The organism is Blastopirellula marina, from assembly GCF_002967765.1.
In the GTDB taxonomy this organism is placed as follows: Bacteria; Planctomycetota; Planctomycetia; order Pirellulales; family Pirellulaceae; genus Bremerella; species Bremerella marina_A.
On record NZ_PUHY01000015.1, the window covers coordinates 802,314 to 818,018 of the forward strand.

A 15,705-nucleotide genomic window follows, 5' to 3' on the forward strand; every position below is an offset into this window, starting at 1 on the left:
CGCGACGTGTTTTGGCACACTGTGCCATTCACTTTGAACTGGACGACTACGGGGATCATCCTGCCATAGGCGAGATGCACGTAGCGTGAAGGTAAGGGTGGTCATGGACATAATCTCTTGGGAGATCTCCATGATTTCTTCTTCAGGTGGAATGCCTGCGCCGAAGAATGGCCGCATTTACATGGTGCTAATTGTGGCTCGCATTTCGACAGTCCATCAGGACAAACGTAGCCTCGATGATCAGGTTGCCGTCTGTCGAAGATGGTGTGAGCGAAATTTGGCTTACGAATTCCAGGTCCGAGTCATTCAAAGCCAGGGGAGCGGTGAACGACTTGACCGTGAAGAACTTCGCGAACTTGAAAAGGCCATTGAATCGGGCACTTTCGATCTTGTGATCGCTGAGGATCTGGGGCGAATTTGTCGTCGGACCCGTGCAAATGACTTTCTGGAGTTAGGCGAAGACGAAAGTACGCGAATGGTCATGCTGAATGACGGCTTGGATACCTTGGACGAGAACTGGCGTACCATGGCTAGCGTCGCGACGATGCGGCACGAATCGTATAACGCAGATACATCTAAGCGAATTAAGCGGAGTATTCGAAATCGATTTCTTCAGGGGATGATCCAAACGGTACCGATGGGCTATATCAAGCCGTTTCCAAAAGCTCTCGATACGGATGTGACGAAGGATCCCGATGCTGAGCCGTTCGTTATGGAAATCATTTCGCGACTTGAAAAGGGAGAGTCCTACTCGATGGTGGCGGATTTTCTCAACGAGAACCAAGTCCCGAAAGGTCAGTTTGGTCGCTCGAAAAAATGGACTGCATCTGCCGTCTCGGGACTGATTCACAATCCAATTTTAAAGGGTATCCGGGAAGCAGGCCATAAGATGGCCAAACGCAATAATAAGTCTGGTAAACGGCGCTCCGTTAAGGCTCCACCAGAGAATCTTCAAGTCCGAGATGTTTCGCATTTGGCTTATATTGATGCCGAGCGATACGATCACCTCATTCGTAAACTTGACGCAGCGAACGCACCCTACTGTCGTAAAAAAATTGACGGCCGAGATCCCCGAGCGGATGTTCCAAAGAAACGAACCCGTTTTCCTGGTCAGCAAATGTTTTGTGCGATTTGTGGCCACCCCATGCAATGGGGCGGCCATGGTCAAGTTGATCACTTGGTCTGCAAGGGCGCCAGAGAATACAAATGTTGGCAAAGCGCGACCTTCGATGGCAATCTCGCGTCCCAAAAGATTCTCACTGCGGTCTTCGAGTCGATCGCCCAACTACCGGACTTCACCGAAGTGCTCCAAACTCAGATTGAACAAGAGTTTCGAAGTCTGACCGACCATCGGGCAACGGAAGAGAAACAGTTGCATAAGCGTATCAAAGAGCTGACGCATGAACTGGAGCGATTGGTTGCCCTCTACTCAGAACTACCGAATTCGGAATTCGTTGCTGAGAAGTTCACGGCGACCGAAAGTGAGTTGAAGTCGGCAAGGTACGATTTGACACAAATTCAATCACACCCACGGTCGGTGCCGGTGCTTCCAACTTCTAAGCAGGTCCGAGAACTCGCGACGGAAGCCATTGAAAGCCACTGCGAGGATCCGTACGAACTGAGTCGCCTCATGCGTCAGCTGATTCCCCGTATGGAGGCACATCCATTTCGGCTTTGTGACGGGGGAGCCGTCGTTATCCGCACCAAGTTCCAATTGAATCTTTGCCCCCTAATGCCTGGGTTGAACGACCTGACATCGGTTCGCGAGGTGATGACGAAGACGTTAGAGGTAGATTTGTTTGATCCAATTCAAAGAGAGATGTTTCGTGAGCAGATTGTTTCTCTTAGGGCCAACGGCACGTATCAGCGGGTAATCGCCCAGGAACTGGGCATCACCCAGCCGGCAGTCCAGAATGCTTTGAAACTACAGGAGCGGATGGATGCAATGAATCTAACCGATCCCTATGTGATCGTGACCGAGCCACCGGCTGATCTTCGAAAGATGCGTCGACATCGACATGATCGTTACAAGTTTCAACCTTACGATCCCGATGGGGTATCGTAGTCGTTTCCAATTGTTTATCTGACTTCTCTCAGAAGTTGCCCATGTCGTTGACGTCATGGGCTTTTTTTATGCGCTAACCACGAATGAGGAGAATTGAATTGAGCGGATTAAGCGACTCAACTCCGGAGCCACCAAACATTCAGCAGATTGCGAAATCTCAACACGAATTCATACGACTAATCGCAAGGTACATCGCTAAGCACATCTTGCGGCAGGCTGAGTCCGGTAAACGGAATGCCGCATTTGCTAAAAAACGAAGCAAATCGTGTCATACGAACTGAGGACCGATTAGGCATCCCAAATACCGAGGCGGCTAAGCAGATTGTGTCAATCGCCGCTACCGCCGAAGAATCTAGCTACCACGCTCGCAGATGGTAATCAGGTCGTGGCATGAGTATTGGTTGAATTTGTGTGCGTCGATTCGACTCAACGCACGAACGTTTCTTTCTCATTTAAGAGGTTGTATATGTCACACATCGTTACGATTCAAACCACGATTCGTGATCTGGAAGCAATTCGTCTCGCAACCCGTCGCTTAAAACTTCCGGACCCGACCTACGGCAAGTTCCGCCTTTTCAATGAATCTAAAACGGGTTGGTCAATCGAGCTACGGGATTGGCGGTATCCGGTTGTGGCAAACCCAGAAAGTGGGCGACTCGATTCTGACAATTACGGTGGTCGCTGGGGGCGACAGCAAGAGCTTGACCAGTTTCTTCAGCGATACGCCGTGGAGGCCGCGGTCTTGCAGGCCCGGAAGCAGGGGCATACGACCACGGAACAGACATTGGCGGATGGCAGTATCAAGTTACTCATTCAAGTAGGAGGTGAAAACGAACTGTGAAAGTGATCGAAATCATTATTCTATCCACGGGAGAATCTCGGTTAGAAACACGCGGTTTCCAGGGAAGCGAATGTCGGGAAGCAAGCCGCGCGTTGGAAGCCGCGCTAGGGAAAAAGATAACCGACATCGTTACCGCGGAGTTTCATGAATCGGAAGTTGTGCAACCAAGCCACCTGGAGCAGAAAGAATGAGGACGCATGAAATATCGCTCAAAACAAGAAGTCTCTCCGATCACTGATTTGGTCGATCGAAGCCGTGTATTGGTTATCGTGGAGGGGACCAATGACATTGAATTCCTGCGGCGAATTTCGCTCATCCTAAATGCCCATAATCGAGAACTTCCGAATCTGGCTGCGATGGAGAACCAGGGCGAGATCATCTTTGTGCCGTTCGGCGGCAACAACCTCCCCAGTTGGACTCACCGCTTCGCCGCCCTCGGCAAACCAGAGTTCCTTCTGTTGGATCACGAGATCCCGCCTGAAGCCGAACGTCGCCAGGAAGCGGTCGAAATGATCAATCAGCGTCCCGGTTGCCTGGCGAAAATCACCCAGAAACGAAGCCTGGAAAACTACTTGCATCCGAGGGTGATCCAACAAGTAGGCAAGATCGACGTGGCATTCGGGGATTTTGATCCTGTCGGGACGATCGTCGCCAAAAAACTCTACGAGTCAGGAATTGTTGACAAGCCTTGGGAACTCCTTTCGAGGCGATCCCAAAGTCGAATGATCAGTCGGACGAAGCGCTGGCTCAACTCGGCGGTTGTCAGTCAGATGACGGTTGATCTTATTGAGCAGCGTGATCCGGACGGCGAGATCGCTTCCTGGCTGACTGCGATTGGGCAACTTGCCCAATCTATTTGAGACTTGCCTCTGCGAGTCGATTTGATTGATTCACTTTAGCCAATAAGGAATAGATATGCGCCTAGCAAATGAAATTGACGAACTGATTCGGGCAGGATTTAGCAACGTCTGGATCCGAAGCGATGAACCAGACGATGCCCTCACCGACTTGGCACAGCTGTGCCAAACGCAGAATTGGCGTTTGGCAAGTTGGAATATCGACACAGGTATGCGGGGGCTTGAGTCTGACGAAAGCGTCGCCGCTACAGATCCACTTTCGGCCATTCGTTCGCTTGCTTCGGTCCCAAGTGATGGTCAACCTACGCTATTGATCATGGCCAACCTTCATCGGTTTTTGGGATCAGCTGAAATCGTCCAAGCCCTGCTGAGCCAAGTGGCGCACAATAAAGTGCATCAACGCCATCTGATCGTGATCGCTCCAATCGTTCAGCTTCCCATCGAACTGGAGCGTGTGTTCACGGTTGTTCAGCACGAACTCCCCAGCCGCGAACAGTTGGCGGAAATTGCGGGAGGGATCGCTGCGAACGAAGAGGAATTTCCCACCGGGATGGAGCGAGAAAGGATACTCGATGCGGCCTCCGGGTTGAGTCGTTACGAAGCGGAGAACGCATTCGCATTGAGTTTGGTTCGTCACGGCCGTATTGAACCATCCGCCATCTGGGAGCTCAAATCGCAGACGCTTCTAAACAATGGTCTGCTTTCGCTGCATCGCGGATCGGAAACGTTTTCTGATTTAGGCGGACTCGAAGCGCTGAAGCATTTTTGCACGCGAACGTTGCGTCCGCGATCAATCCCCTCGACATCGGTCAAAGCCAAAGGCGTCCTGCTGCTGGGTGTGCCTGGCACGGGAAAGTCGGCACTAGCCAAGGCACTCGGGAATGAGATTGGCCGACCTACCTTAACGCTCGATGTCGGTGCCCTGATGGGCGGTATCGTCGGGCAAACGGAAGAGCGGACGCGGCGAGCGCTAGCAATTGTTGATGCGATGGCACCGGCTGTTCTTTACGTGGATGAACTGGAAAAGGCGTTGGGAGGATCGACCGGATCTGGCCAAACCGACAGTGGCGTATCTGCTCGGATGCTGGGGACATTATTGACTTGGCTCGCCGATCACGAGTCGGACGTGTTTGTGATCGCGACGAGTAATGATGTCTCCAAACTGCCCCCCGAGCTCACACGAGCAGAACGGTTTGACGCGATCTTCTTTCTCGATTTACCGAGTCGCTCCCAACGGGATGCCATCTGGCGAATGCATTTAAGAGCGTTCGGTCTCGATTTGGATCAAACGATCCCTCCGGATACCTCATGGACCGGAGCGGAGATTCGTGCCTGCTGTCGATTGGCCGCACTTCTAGACGTGTCGCTGGTCGAGGCGGCTCAACATGTGGTGCCTGTCGCAGCAACTTCTGAGGAAGCGGTTCAGCGGCTGCGCAATTGGGCCACCAACCGATGCCTTTCGGCTGAGTCAGGCGGCGTCTATTCCGTGGATCGATCTGCGTCTTCCAAGTCGCGTCGACGCGTGACTCAAACGCCGGAAACCAACTAATCCAAACACATTCCTCTTTCCAAGGAGAATTGTATGACGGCGACGATATTGGAACAGTCGAGTCAAGAGACGATTACATCCGCCTCTCTGCGAATGCGGTCCACGATGTGTGCGACTCGCGTCAACTTCGTTTGGTTCGGCACACAGAAGACACTCACCCGTGCTCAAAAAGACCAAGCGGCTGAGTCATTCGACGCCCAAGGAGAATTCTTGCGGGCCGAGAAGAAGCTACTTGATACGAAGAACCCTCGTTTTAAGGCGGTCAATTCCGTTCGCAATGCGATCCGGTCGGTCTGGTCGTCGATGAGTTTGCCATTTCCCGAGCCGGCGACCAGGTTGATTCGGCGTGACATGGTCCCCACCTTTCAAAACTGGATGGAAGAACAGCGGGAACGATTGCAGGAGACCGTTCAAGCCTTGGATGAAGACTACGCTGCGTTAAAAGATGCGGCCAGACAGCGCCTGGGTCGACTCTACAACGAAGCTGATTATCCGCATGCCCTGCGCGGCCTATTCGAGGTCAGCTGGGATTTTCCGAATGTTGAGGTGCCGCCATACCTCCGGCTCGTTGATCCGCAACTTTACGAGACCGAATGTGAAAGGGTTCAGGCTCGCTTCGACGAAGCAGTCGAAATGGCCGAGTCTGCGTTTATTGAAGAGCTTTCCGAGTTGGTCTCCCATTTAACAGACCGGCTCTCGGGAAGCCAAGACGGGCGTACGCGGATTTTTCGCGACTCCGCCATCGGTAACTTGAATGAGTTCTTCGAGCGATTTCGCTCCCTGAATATTCGCTCCAACGATCAGCTTGACGAGCTCGTGTCGGACTGTCAGCGGATCGTTCAAGGTGTTCAGCCACAAGCCCTGCGCGACAATGCGAATCTGCGCCAAAGTGTGAGCCGGGAATTGTCGAGCGTCCAGTCGGTACTCGATGAATTGTTAGTCGATCGCCCGCGACGGCGAATCATTCGGACTCTCAAGTGAGGTGAGTTATGCAACTCATGATTTCACCAAGCGGTGAGATTCGTTGTCTTTATGGCGAGACGATTGACCTACATTCGCTTGGAAAGCTGTCGATCTCGCGTGGCTCGTTTGTGGAGCCTAACGAAGAAGGCCTGTGGTTCGCTGATCTTTTGCCGGTTTGTGGACCGAAGCTGGGACCGTTTCGTAAACGCAGTGAGGCCTTAGACGTTGAAGTTACGTGGCTTCAGTTGCACTGGCTTTGTTGCACCGATTCCTAGCCGTTTTCTCCAATCAGCTTGTTTGTAGCCCTCTTTGGAAAATGTTCCGGAGAGGGCTTTTTTCGTTCTTGACCTTTCGAAAGTGTTTTTAATGCGTACTTCTGAACTTTACCGCTGTATCGCGGATGCAACGGGTGAAAGCATCGACACCATCCGACAACTCGGCTTTTCACTCATAGAGGAGTCCGAGACTGAATCGGATGACGAGGATGGTACCGGCCCCCACGTTGTCGATTGGGATCAGTTAGACCTCCAGCGAGCAGAGCAGCTCTATGGGAGCGACTGGCATGCGACGAAAGCTGTCTAGTTCACCCGTTACCTCAAATACGAGTCGAGGCCTTCGTGGGAGAGTGCATCGAGAGGTCGATCTTCTTCAGGTTCGCGGAGGCCAGCGACGCGGTCGACGCCAACATCGCAGTCATCCTCGCTGTTCGAGAATGCGAATTGTGGAACAGTGAGAAATCAGTTCTTTTTGAAATGGAGAGTGTATGGAATCCATCGTAGCCATCGGTTTTTGGGCATTTGTTGCTTGGGCATGCTACAAGGGCGGCAAGAGCCTCGGTAGTCGGAAAGGGTACCATGTCGGTCGCCAACATGGGCGCTCGTCCCGGCGCTAGAAAATGATCTTGATATCGGAAAGCAGGGCCGTCCATGTGGGCGGCCCTGCATCTTTTCCTTTAGCTGGTATGAACGTGAATAGGAACCCTAACCATTTTTTTAAATATCAGCCGCTCACTTAACCAGGTATCTTGTGGACTCTGCCCCCAATCCGCCGGGATTTTCGGAGGCATGGCTCCGGGGTCCGAAGCACTCACAAAGAAACGCCTCCAGTAGTCGGCTGCCAGGCGCCAATGTGCGCGTCGGAATACCGTCGATCCGGTTATTCCTCAGTTGGTGGTATCCTCGCATAGCCAACCTACGCTTAGCCGGAAGATCTCATTCTAATAAATCAGCAATAAACTGGGCCAGAATCGTTGGCACGTTCAGAGGTACCTATCAGGGGAAACCGCCCAAACTTAAACCGAAAATCGATGTGATTGGGAGACGTCATAGTACGCCTCGAAGAACGTGAATTGCATTTATTCGTCACGCATATGCAGGGGCACACGCAAGAACTCATTCAAGGCTATCCTGTGAAGCGTTATTCGCCTGCTGAACCTACTTACCGTTTTTAAACGGCATGTGTAAGCAAACGCGGATTTTTACGCTCTTAAGAATTGAGATTTCATAGAGCCGTCTCTCGGTGCCTGCAAAACACTTCGCTGCTTCGTACGAGCAAAACGAGCGGCATATCGGAGTTTTACGGGCCTTCTACGACGCAAGTCCGTCGAGTTGCCGTGCGAACAGGTTGCCTAAGTCCTATCCCTGAAAAGATTTGCTGGTTGCGTTGGCAGAAGTTGAATCAAACGTAGTTGTATCTGCCTCACTCTACGGAGCCCAACGCCCTGTTGACCCGACGCTAGTGTCTCTGTCAAATCGGTGAGACAAAGGCCAAAAAGGGCCGTCGACCTCTCACTTTGTTGTTGGCCGGGTGATGTTTCTCTTAGATTGAGAGAACCGAGTAGAGCAAACGCGTCATCGCAAACCGTTGTGTGTTCACTGGATAAAACGACGTGATTTGACGAGCAGTTCGATCCGGGCACGAAAAAAAACTCGTTGAGCTTTACTTGCTAAACCAGGGTTTAAGTGGAGCGAGACTGACGGTGTTCGAAATAAAAGATAGACATCGTATAACGGACAAGCCTCCCCGAATCGGCCACTCGGCAAACAACCCAATTGTTGAACGAGGTCTTTGTCCGATAACAACTTCAAAAGAGGAACGTAACTTCCGCTTGCTGCACTGAGCTCGCCGAAATTCCACAGTTTAAGCACGATCCATTGACTCGTGCCCGATTTAATCAGTCTCTTCTCGAAAATGGAATCGTCAAAATCCGGGCCACTATCGCTATGTATTTAGGTGTCAGTAGGTCACATGTGCCCCAGGTTTTGAGGCGAATGAATCACCAGAGTTGATGTCGCATGAGCCCATCGAAGACAAATTGATCACCTATTCAACTAGGATGGGGTATTCCTTTGCGGTCAGGTTAGAGAGATTGAATCAATGTATGCGTTAGCCGCAGAAAGAAATGCGGAAGTGTCTCCGCTTGCTCTTACAAGAACCTGTAGTCCCTGAAGCATTGCAAAGAACCCTGTCGCGGCATCAAGGGGAACGCCACTGAATTGAAGCGTTCCCTCATCTCTTCCCTGCTGAAACACCAGAGCAAATCTGGCCACAGCACCACGGGCCGTCTCGCCGAGTTCCTGCACGGCGACTTCCGGTAGTGTGTTGATACCGCTCCCCAGTGCCGCCAACAGGCAAGGGCGATGATTCCGAAGCCCATTTTCGAAGATTCCTGCAAGCCGACGCAGCTTCTCCGGAGCCGGTACATCGCTTTCCACGACAGCAGCATACTCCGGGCCATGCTTTGATCCACATCGCTCTATCAGAGCTCGGGCGACCGCTTCTTTATTCGGAAAGTAGTGAAAGATACTGGCTTTGCGTAAACCGACCGCATTAGCGAGGTCCTGAAAACTGACAGCATTCAGGCCTCGGTCCTGCACTAGCTTTTCGGCAACATCAAGGATCTTCTCTTTCATTCATGAATCCTACCAACCGATCGGTTGACAGGCAAGACGAGCCCGCATATCCTACCGATCGGTCGGTTGGTGTCTATCGATATCCCAAGTCATTTCACGTGAGGATTCCCAAGATGAGCAATGAAGTTGCAAAGGACGGTTTGAAATCCATCAACCCGTACAACGGCGAGGTCCTGAGGACTTACGACGAGATGTCACCCACAGAAGTCGATTCTGCGATAGCGAAGGCTGACGGGGCGTTCCGACAGTGGCGGGAGACCAGTTACGAGCAGCGTGCAGAGATTCTGCGTCGCGCTGCCAAACTGCTAAGAGAGCGTCGCGAAGAACTCGCAGAAATCATGACACTGGAGATGGGTAAAAAGATTGAAGACTCACGCCCGGAGATTGATCTTTGTGCCACGATCTTCGACTATTACGCAGACAACGGAGCCGACATGCTCGCTCCGAAAGATTACGACACACCGGAAGGAAAGGGCACGCTGGTCAATCAGCCAGTTGGAATCGTTTATGGCATCCAGCCATGGAATTTCCCGTTCTATCAACCGTCTCGTGTGGCCGCCCCACAGATCATGGCGGGCAACGTGGTGCTCACCAAACACGCCTCGAACGTCCCGCAGTGTGCAGAAGCGTTCGACCAGCTTCTCAAGGACGCCGGTGTTCCTGAAGGCGTTCATACGAACCTACGACTGTCGGCACGTAATGCGGGAAGCATTATCGACGACGATCGAGTGCAGGGTGTGGCATTCACCGGCAGCAACAAAGGTGGGGCAGCAGTCGCCGAGCAAGCTGGGCGCAACGTGAAGAAGACCGTCATGGAACTTGGTGGAGTTGACCCATTTATCGTGCTCGAAGACGCCGACATGGATGCAACCATCGAGCGATTCAAGTTCGGGAAACTCCATGCCACAGGCCAGATCTGCATTGCGGCCAAGCGGATCATTCTCGTCGAGTCGATTGCTCAGGAATTCCTCGACCGGGCAACCAAGCTGTTTGCCTGCCTTAAACCCGGTAATCCGCTGGAAGAGTCCACCGGATACGGCCCAGTATGCAATGAGAAGGCTGCGATTCAGCTCGAACGGCAAATCAATGATTCAGTTGCAGCGGGGGCGAAACTTCTGGTCGGTGGTAAACGCGACGGGGCATTCATCCAACCCACCATCATGACCGACATTCCAAAAGGTTCGCCCGCTGACCGTGAAGAGTTGTTTGGACCGGTGGCCCTGATACATATCGCGAAGGATGAAGAGGACGCTATCCGCATTGCAAACGACAGTGACTTCGGCCTCGGCGGTTCTGTCCACACCAATGACCTCGAACGTGGTCGCCGCGTGGCTGAACGCATCGAATCAGGCACCTGCTTCGTCAATCAGATTTCCTGGACTTACGCCAGCATGCCGATGGGCGGCGTCAAGAAATCGGGCTATGGTCGCGAATTGGCGGACCTCGGCATCATGGAATTCGTAAACCAAAAGCTAATCTGTGTCTTCGACAAGGATCACATTATTTGAGCCACGAAAATGTGATTCTGAGTCGCACAGCCTTCCTCGAAAACCAACAAGGAGATATTCCAATGACAGTCAAAGCTTATGCCGTAACAAAAGCCAAGGGTGACTTCGAGCCGTTCGAATTTGAACTCGGAAACATCGACCCCTACGAAGTTGACATCAAAGTTGAGTCGTGCGGCATCTGCCATAGCGATTTGAGCATGGTAGACGATGAGTGGGGCATGGCAAAGTTTCCGCTCGTGCCTGGGCACGAGGTTGTCGGCAGGGTTTCCGCCGTTGGCGATCATGTCACGCACGTAAAGATTGGTGACCGTGTTGGGCTGGGCTGGCACGCCGGCTACTGCATGATGTGCGATCAATGCATGAGTGGCGATCATAACCTCTGCTCAAGCGCTGAACCGACGATAGATGGTCGGCACGGTGGTTTCGCCGACACGGTCCGAGCGAAAGCACCCAGCGTGGTGAAGATCCCTGACGGGCTGAAGGCAAGTGAAGCGGGACCGCTGCTCTGTGGTGGCATTGCCATGTTTAATCCAATGGTTCAAGCCGGTCTGTCACCGACTGACAGCGTTGGAGTGATCGGTATCGGTGGACTCGGTCACATGGGTCTCAAGTTTGCGGCGGCATGGGGATGTCATGTCACGGCGTTCACATCCGATTCCAAAAGACAGGAGGCTCTTGACATGGGCGCTCACGATACGATCAATTCCCGCGACCCAGCGGCCATCAAAGCCGCGACCGGCAGATTTGATCTTGTATTGTCGACAGTAAACGTGCCGCTGGACTGGAACTCAGTCCTCGCGACATTGAAGCCGCGCGGTCGCCTGATGATGCCAGGAGCAGTGACGGAACCGCTTGGGCTCAAGCTTCTGCCAGACATGATGTTCAAGCAGCTATCGGTTGGCTCGTCGCCGGTTGGAACTCCCGCCGTCATTCGCCAGATGCTTGAATTCGCAGCTCGGCACAACATCGCACCGGTCAACGAGCACTTCCCAATGAGCAAGGTTAACGACGCCTTTGAACATCTCCGCAGTGGTAAGGCTCGCTATCGCATCGTACTTGATCGGGACTGATTAATCTCAAGTCAGAATTTGAAACGGAAGAACAATGCTCAAACCAAAACAACGGGTTCCTGACCTCACGGTGAAAACTGTCGGCGGACCGGAATGGACGCTCAGTGGTCAGTCGCCGGAAAACTTCACGTTCCTGTTCTTCTATCGCGGCTATCACTGCCCGATCTGCCGCAAGTACCTGGGCAGCATCGATCGCAAGTTCGACGACTTGTCATCGATGGGCATCTACGCGGTTGCGATCAGCAGCGATTCGGAAGAACGTGCAACACGGAGTAAGGACGAATGGAAAGTCCAGCATCTCCCAATCGGATATGGGCTGTCCATCGACCAGGCTCGTCATTGGGGGCTGTACATTTCCAGAGCCATCAAAGCGGACGAGCCTGAAATCTTCAGCGAACCCGGCCTGTTTATCGTTCGACCTAATCTGGAATTGTATGCTGCGTCGCTCCAGACCATGCCATTCACTCGTCCGTCTATTGAGGAATTGATTGGCGGCTTTAGCTACATTATCCAGAACGATTATCCCGGACGCGGCGAGGCGTAATTCGCCAGATGTCGGATTCAGCAATTCAGACGATGAGGGAGTGTTGCCGAATTGAGAAGTTGTTGCTTGCACCGTATCGCGAATTCGTTTGTCGAAGGATCAATGGTGGTTAGAAATTGATGAGTGGATGACTCGGAGCGACAGCTCACCGTGCAAAACCCTCTTCGGGAGAGATCTCTGTTTGCGACGTTATGTCATCCAGCTTTGTTGATGTAAGGACTTAGTGATACCAAATCTCGCGTGGTTGACCCTTTATCACACGGCACTATTTACGAAATTGTGGAGGATTAGGCTCGGCCCCAGAACGCAACCTGTCGCGTACCCAGAATATTTGCCATGGTTCCCTTTGACGTAACCACTTTGCCAGCGAATATTACAAAAGATCTGATACAGGCCAATCAAGTGCCTTCTCAGGTGGCTCTGCGGGGTGCAAAAAGACACTATCTCCATTGCTATCGACCATTACCGCGTCATAGCACGATGAGGTCGCTATAACATAAACGATTTCGATAACTCCAGGAGCACTTGTATTTGTTCGAATCTACCTGTGGGGGTGACAACTGGGCAGATGTCACTCCAAGACCGGATCTTAAGAATTGAATTTGCTCATTTGATGCTCTCGCGAAGCCCTCTGATCCTAAGGTTTTCAACTGTATCGCACAATCTTGTGAGAAACTACCGGCGGATCATCTCCAAAATGTAACGCCGCAATTTGTGATTGGATCAGTGCATCTTCGTGCGACACACGGTGATGCTGACGTTCATGTTCCGACCAGGAAGCGACGAAAAAGGTCTCTATCCAACGCTCGTGATCCGCAACGTCCTGTGAAAGGAACCAGCGGTAGGCGCCTGTTCGGAGCCGGGATCGCCTTAGTTTCTTCATCAGTTGGAGGAAGCCTTCCTGGTCTTCGCCAGCGACTTGGTATTCTATGGTCACAATAACAGGACTCGAATGGTCTACGGTACTGAGTGCAACGTACGGAACTGGCCAATGCAAGGAAGGCAGCAGTCCTTGCTTCTCAACCTTGGTTAGTGGGAAGGGTAAAGTTGCAATCGTTGTCACAATCATTCCTGAAGCGGCTAAGACGAGGGAATACTGAATTCCCAACTGGCTGGCGATCACTCCCCAAAAAATGGCACCGCTCGACATGCCACCAAAAAACACTAACAAGTAAACGGCAAGAGCACGTGCTTTTACCCATTGGGCTATCGTCGTCTGGGCGGAAACATTCAAACTCGACAGGTTGGCTACCCAAAATGCTCCGACGGGGAGTAGAGCGAGACACATCGACGGAAGACTTGCGATGAACCCCATTGCCACAAAAGCAGCCGCAAGGCCTACCGTCGATCCAGTTACTATCGAGTTGCTCGAGACCCTTTTCCTCAGTCTTGGAAGTAGAAATGCAGTACCCACCGCGCCGATGCCAATCGTTCCTAGAAGCAAACCGTATCCTCCGGCTTCCGTGCCTAGTTGCTCTTTGGCGATAAGCGGTAGGTGCGCCCATAGTGCACTTCCAAAGAAGATGAACGCCAGCGTACGCAGAAGAACAATTTGAAAGATCGGATTGTGGTTTACATAGCGGACACCAATGGCTATCGCTCCACCGATGCTTTCCTTCGGCGTCTGGTCACCCGTCGGTACAGGCTGCCACCGATACAGCACAAATAGAACGCCCACGTAACTTACTGAATTAAAGAGAAACGCAGCCTCCGGGCCAGCACGTGCAACTAACACCCCACCAATCGCAGGCCCAATCGCTCGTGCTACATTGATTCCGACCCCAGTCAACGTGACTGCACTGTCCAATTGCTGCGAAGGTACAAGATCGGGAACGATTGCTTGCCAAGCAGGAGAATTCAAGGCAAACCCAATACCGAGAGCGAATGTTATTGCAAGCAATACGAATGGGGTAACATTCTCGGTAAACGTAAGAACCGCGAGGCTCGCCGCGGCAAGCAGCATCCAAAGTTGGGCTAGCAGAATCAGTTTTCGCCGATCAACAATGTCTGCAAGTGCACCAGCAGGTAAAGCCAAAACAAACATCGGCGCAGTTGCCGCCGCCTGTACGAGAGCGACCATTATGGGAGAAGGCGCCAAGGTCGTCATGAGCCACGCAGTACCGACGTCCTGGACCCATGTACCAATATTCGAAGCAACACTGGCAATCCAGATTGCTCGAAAAACAGGATTTGCGAGCGGTGATTGGTTCGCGATTGCCTCTTCTTCCTCGTTCGACATCTCATCCTCTGCCTTGGGCAAGGCATCGTCCGTAGGATAGTTGTTCGGTCATTCGTATCAGCCTCTAGCGGAGATCTATTGATTGAAGGGTACAAAAGGGGTTGTTGGCTCAAGAAAATAGGGATCGCGAATTTCACTGAATAACTCACTTGCACGCTCATGACCAAGTTGAAACAGTTCACCAGTGGCAGCAGTATTGTCCAAAGTCCATGTCGGATCGTTGAGGTCGAAGTCTACCTGGCGATATCGTGACTCTAAAACAAAACGCAAAGGCAACTGTGTTCCTTGCACTTGAGAAATGCTCATGACTTCCGCGATGTGCCGACTCCAATACAGCATGCCTGCGTCCGCGTTAGGTGGTGAGAGGGAATAGCTTGATTGCCCCGTGCCAAGAGACAGCATCCAAATATCGGAGAGATTAAAAGGGACGTCCTCTTCTCGACGACACTGCTCTGTGATACGAACTGTTTCTGAGATGGCTGCTAGTCCTGGATCGTTCGCCCAGAGCCCGCCATCGACGTAACTCTTGCCATCAGGCATCGTTTTGTGGGGAAAATAAGTCGGGGCAGCCGCGGAAGCGATAATCACATCAACGACGCGCCAGTCATGAGAATCACTCCGGCGCGGAAGATGCGGGGTCCGAAACACTCTTGTCTTGCCATCGCTAAGATTCACGGAAGGGACAAGCAGCCGGCTTTTGCTAAGTTCAGAAAGTCGACAATCACCAAAGCCTGCTTCCAACGCATCGTTCAGGCTGAACGGGCAATAGCGAGACTGAAAGAAGTGATCGAGATTAATAGAAGATCTGCCCGCTAGAATCGATCTCAGAAGCGAGTAAATCGGACGAAGCGCCGAGCTGGGACGATAAGGTTCACGAGGGCGAAAGATTTGTTCCGAGTAGTCGTTGTAAAAGTCCTCCAGGGCTTTGGCCGTCATCCCGTGACATAACGCACTTGCGGTAATGGAACCAGTTGAAGTGCCAGCAATTAGGTCAAAGTACTCACCGATTGCATGATCAAGGCGTTGCTCTATCTCTGCCAGGAACTCGATGGCAAATGCTCCGCGAAGGCCACCACCGGGAAGAGATAGAATTCGAAACATGCTTGCCTTTTTTCCCCGAATGGACGTTCGTTGTTTTCTTTCGGAAACTCGCAAGG

At 52.2% G+C, this 15,705-nt stretch carries 14 protein-coding genes; 11 read left to right on the forward strand and 3 right to left on the reverse strand.

Annotated features, from left to right (window positions below; genetic code table 11):
* Window positions 1–130: 130 nt before the first annotated feature.
* The 8 genes from C5Y83_RS27665 (at window position 131) to C5Y83_RS27700 (ending at window position 6,857) form a co-directional block, all read left to right on the forward strand.
* Window positions 131–2,065 carry a recombinase family protein gene (locus tag C5Y83_RS27665; RefSeq protein ID WP_158262560.1) on the forward strand — a complete coding sequence of 645 codons (1,935 nt, stop codon included), beginning with the start codon at window positions 131–133 and terminating at the stop codon, window positions 2,063–2,065.
* A gap of 466 nt (window positions 2,066–2,531) precedes the next feature.
* Window positions 2,532–2,906, forward strand: a complete 375-nt coding sequence (locus tag C5Y83_RS27670) for a DUF1257 domain-containing protein (RefSeq protein WP_105333020.1) — start codon at window positions 2,532–2,534, stop codon at window positions 2,904–2,906.
* Between the two features lie 2 nt (window positions 2,907–2,908).
* Window positions 2,909–3,097: a DUF2997 domain-containing protein gene (locus tag C5Y83_RS27675; protein ID WP_233207375.1), complete on the forward strand. Its 189-nt coding sequence runs from the start codon at window positions 2,909–2,911 to the stop codon at window positions 3,095–3,097.
* A gap of 6 nt (window positions 3,098–3,103) precedes the next feature.
* On the forward strand, window positions 3,104–3,766 hold the full coding sequence (locus C5Y83_RS27680; protein ID WP_233207376.1) for an ATP-dependent endonuclease: 663 nt from the start codon (window positions 3,104–3,106) through the stop codon (window positions 3,764–3,766).
* Window positions 3,767–3,821: 55 nt separating this feature from the next.
* Window positions 3,822–5,312 carry an AAA family ATPase gene (locus C5Y83_RS27685; protein WP_105333022.1) on the forward strand — a complete coding sequence of 497 codons (1,491 nt, stop codon included), beginning with the start codon at window positions 3,822–3,824 and terminating at the stop codon, window positions 5,310–5,312.
* 33 nt (window positions 5,313–5,345) lie between these two features.
* Window positions 5,346–6,293: a hypothetical protein gene (locus tag C5Y83_RS27690; protein WP_105333023.1), complete on the forward strand. Its 948-nt coding sequence runs from the start codon at window positions 5,346–5,348 to the stop codon at window positions 6,291–6,293.
* A 17-nt stretch (window positions 6,294–6,310) separates the two neighbouring features.
* Complete coding sequence (locus C5Y83_RS27695) at window positions 6,311–6,550, forward strand: hypothetical protein (RefSeq protein WP_233207377.1); 240 nt, start codon at window positions 6,311–6,313, stop codon at window positions 6,548–6,550.
* A 91-nt stretch (window positions 6,551–6,641) separates the two neighbouring features.
* Complete coding sequence (locus tag C5Y83_RS27700) at window positions 6,642–6,857, forward strand: hypothetical protein (RefSeq protein ID WP_105333025.1); 216 nt, start codon at window positions 6,642–6,644, stop codon at window positions 6,855–6,857.
* Between the two features lie 1,772 nt (window positions 6,858–8,629).
* On the opposite strand, the gene C5Y83_RS27710 is transcribed toward C5Y83_RS27700, so the two are convergent.
* Window positions 8,630–9,187 carry a TetR/AcrR family transcriptional regulator gene (locus C5Y83_RS27710; RefSeq protein WP_105333027.1) on the reverse strand — a complete coding sequence of 186 codons (558 nt, stop codon included), beginning with the start codon at window positions 9,185–9,187 and terminating at the stop codon, window positions 8,630–8,632.
* A gap of 113 nt (window positions 9,188–9,300) precedes the next feature.
* Here C5Y83_RS27710 and C5Y83_RS27715 point away from each other — a divergent pair, with 113 nt between their 5' ends.
* The 3 genes from C5Y83_RS27715 (at window position 9,301) to C5Y83_RS27725 (ending at window position 12,309) form a co-directional block, all read left to right on the forward strand.
* A complete protein-coding gene (locus C5Y83_RS27715; protein ID WP_105333088.1) occupies window positions 9,301–10,695 on the forward strand; it encodes an NAD-dependent succinate-semialdehyde dehydrogenase in 1,395 nt (464 codons plus the stop codon).
* Window positions 10,696–10,757: 62 nt separating this feature from the next.
* Window positions 10,758–11,765 (forward strand): NAD(P)-dependent alcohol dehydrogenase, encoded by a 1,008-nt coding sequence (locus C5Y83_RS27720; protein WP_105333089.1) that lies wholly within the window; start codon window positions 10,758–10,760, stop codon window positions 11,763–11,765.
* A gap of 34 nt (window positions 11,766–11,799) precedes the next feature.
* Window positions 11,800–12,309, forward strand: coding sequence for a peroxiredoxin-like family protein (locus C5Y83_RS27725; protein WP_105333028.1), 510 nt, complete (start codon window positions 11,800–11,802; stop codon window positions 12,307–12,309).
* A 646-nt stretch (window positions 12,310–12,955) separates the two neighbouring features.
* Here the strand turns inward: C5Y83_RS27725 and C5Y83_RS27730 are convergent.
* Both C5Y83_RS27730 and C5Y83_RS27735 read right to left on the reverse strand, forming a co-directional pair.
* Window positions 12,956–14,548: an MFS transporter gene (locus C5Y83_RS27730; protein ID WP_105333090.1), complete on the reverse strand. Its 1,593-nt coding sequence runs from the start codon at window positions 14,546–14,548 to the stop codon at window positions 12,956–12,958.
* Between the two features lie 75 nt (window positions 14,549–14,623).
* A complete protein-coding gene (locus C5Y83_RS27735; protein WP_105333029.1) occupies window positions 14,624–15,649 on the reverse strand; it encodes a CBASS cGAMP-activated phospholipase in 1,026 nt (341 codons plus the stop codon).
* Window positions 15,650–15,705 lie beyond the last annotated feature (56 nt).

What these genes read in the sequence shown, in the direction of transcription:
- C5Y83_RS27720 (WP_105333089.1), top strand. Translation starts at nt 10,758, where the DNA reads ATGACAGTCAAAGCTTATGCCGTAACAAAAGCCAAGGGTGACTTCGAG.
- C5Y83_RS27735 (WP_105333029.1), bottom strand. Translation starts at nt 15,649, where the DNA reads ATGTTTCGAATTCTATCTCTTCCCGGTGGTGGCCTTCGCGGAGCATTT.
- C5Y83_RS27715 (WP_105333088.1), top strand. Translation starts at nt 9,301, where the DNA reads ATGAGCAATGAAGTTGCAAAGGACGGTTTGAAATCCATCAACCCGTAC.
- C5Y83_RS27695 (WP_233207377.1), top strand. Translation starts at nt 6,311, where the DNA reads ATGATTTCACCAAGCGGTGAGATTCGTTGTCTTTATGGCGAGACGATT.
- C5Y83_RS27665 (WP_158262560.1), top strand. Translation starts at nt 131, where the DNA reads ATGATTTCTTCTTCAGGTGGAATGCCTGCGCCGAAGAATGGCCGCATT.
- C5Y83_RS27670 (WP_105333020.1), top strand. Translation starts at nt 2,532, where the DNA reads ATGTCACACATCGTTACGATTCAAACCACGATTCGTGATCTGGAAGCA.
- C5Y83_RS27690 (WP_105333023.1), top strand. Translation starts at nt 5,346, where the DNA reads ATGACGGCGACGATATTGGAACAGTCGAGTCAAGAGACGATTACATCC.
- C5Y83_RS27725 (WP_105333028.1), top strand. Translation starts at nt 11,800, where the DNA reads ATGCTCAAACCAAAACAACGGGTTCCTGACCTCACGGTGAAAACTGTC.
- C5Y83_RS27710 (WP_105333027.1), bottom strand. Translation starts at nt 9,187, where the DNA reads ATGAAAGAGAAGATCCTTGATGTTGCCGAAAAGCTAGTGCAGGACCGA.
- C5Y83_RS27730 (WP_105333090.1), bottom strand. Translation starts at nt 14,548, where the DNA reads ATGTCGAACGAGGAAGAAGAGGCAATCGCGAACCAATCACCGCTCGCA.
- C5Y83_RS27680 (WP_233207376.1), top strand. Translation starts at nt 3,104, where the DNA reads ATGAAATATCGCTCAAAACAAGAAGTCTCTCCGATCACTGATTTGGTC.
- C5Y83_RS27685 (WP_105333022.1), top strand. Translation starts at nt 3,822, where the DNA reads ATGCGCCTAGCAAATGAAATTGACGAACTGATTCGGGCAGGATTTAGC.
- C5Y83_RS27700 (WP_105333025.1), top strand. Translation starts at nt 6,642, where the DNA reads ATGCGTACTTCTGAACTTTACCGCTGTATCGCGGATGCAACGGGTGAA.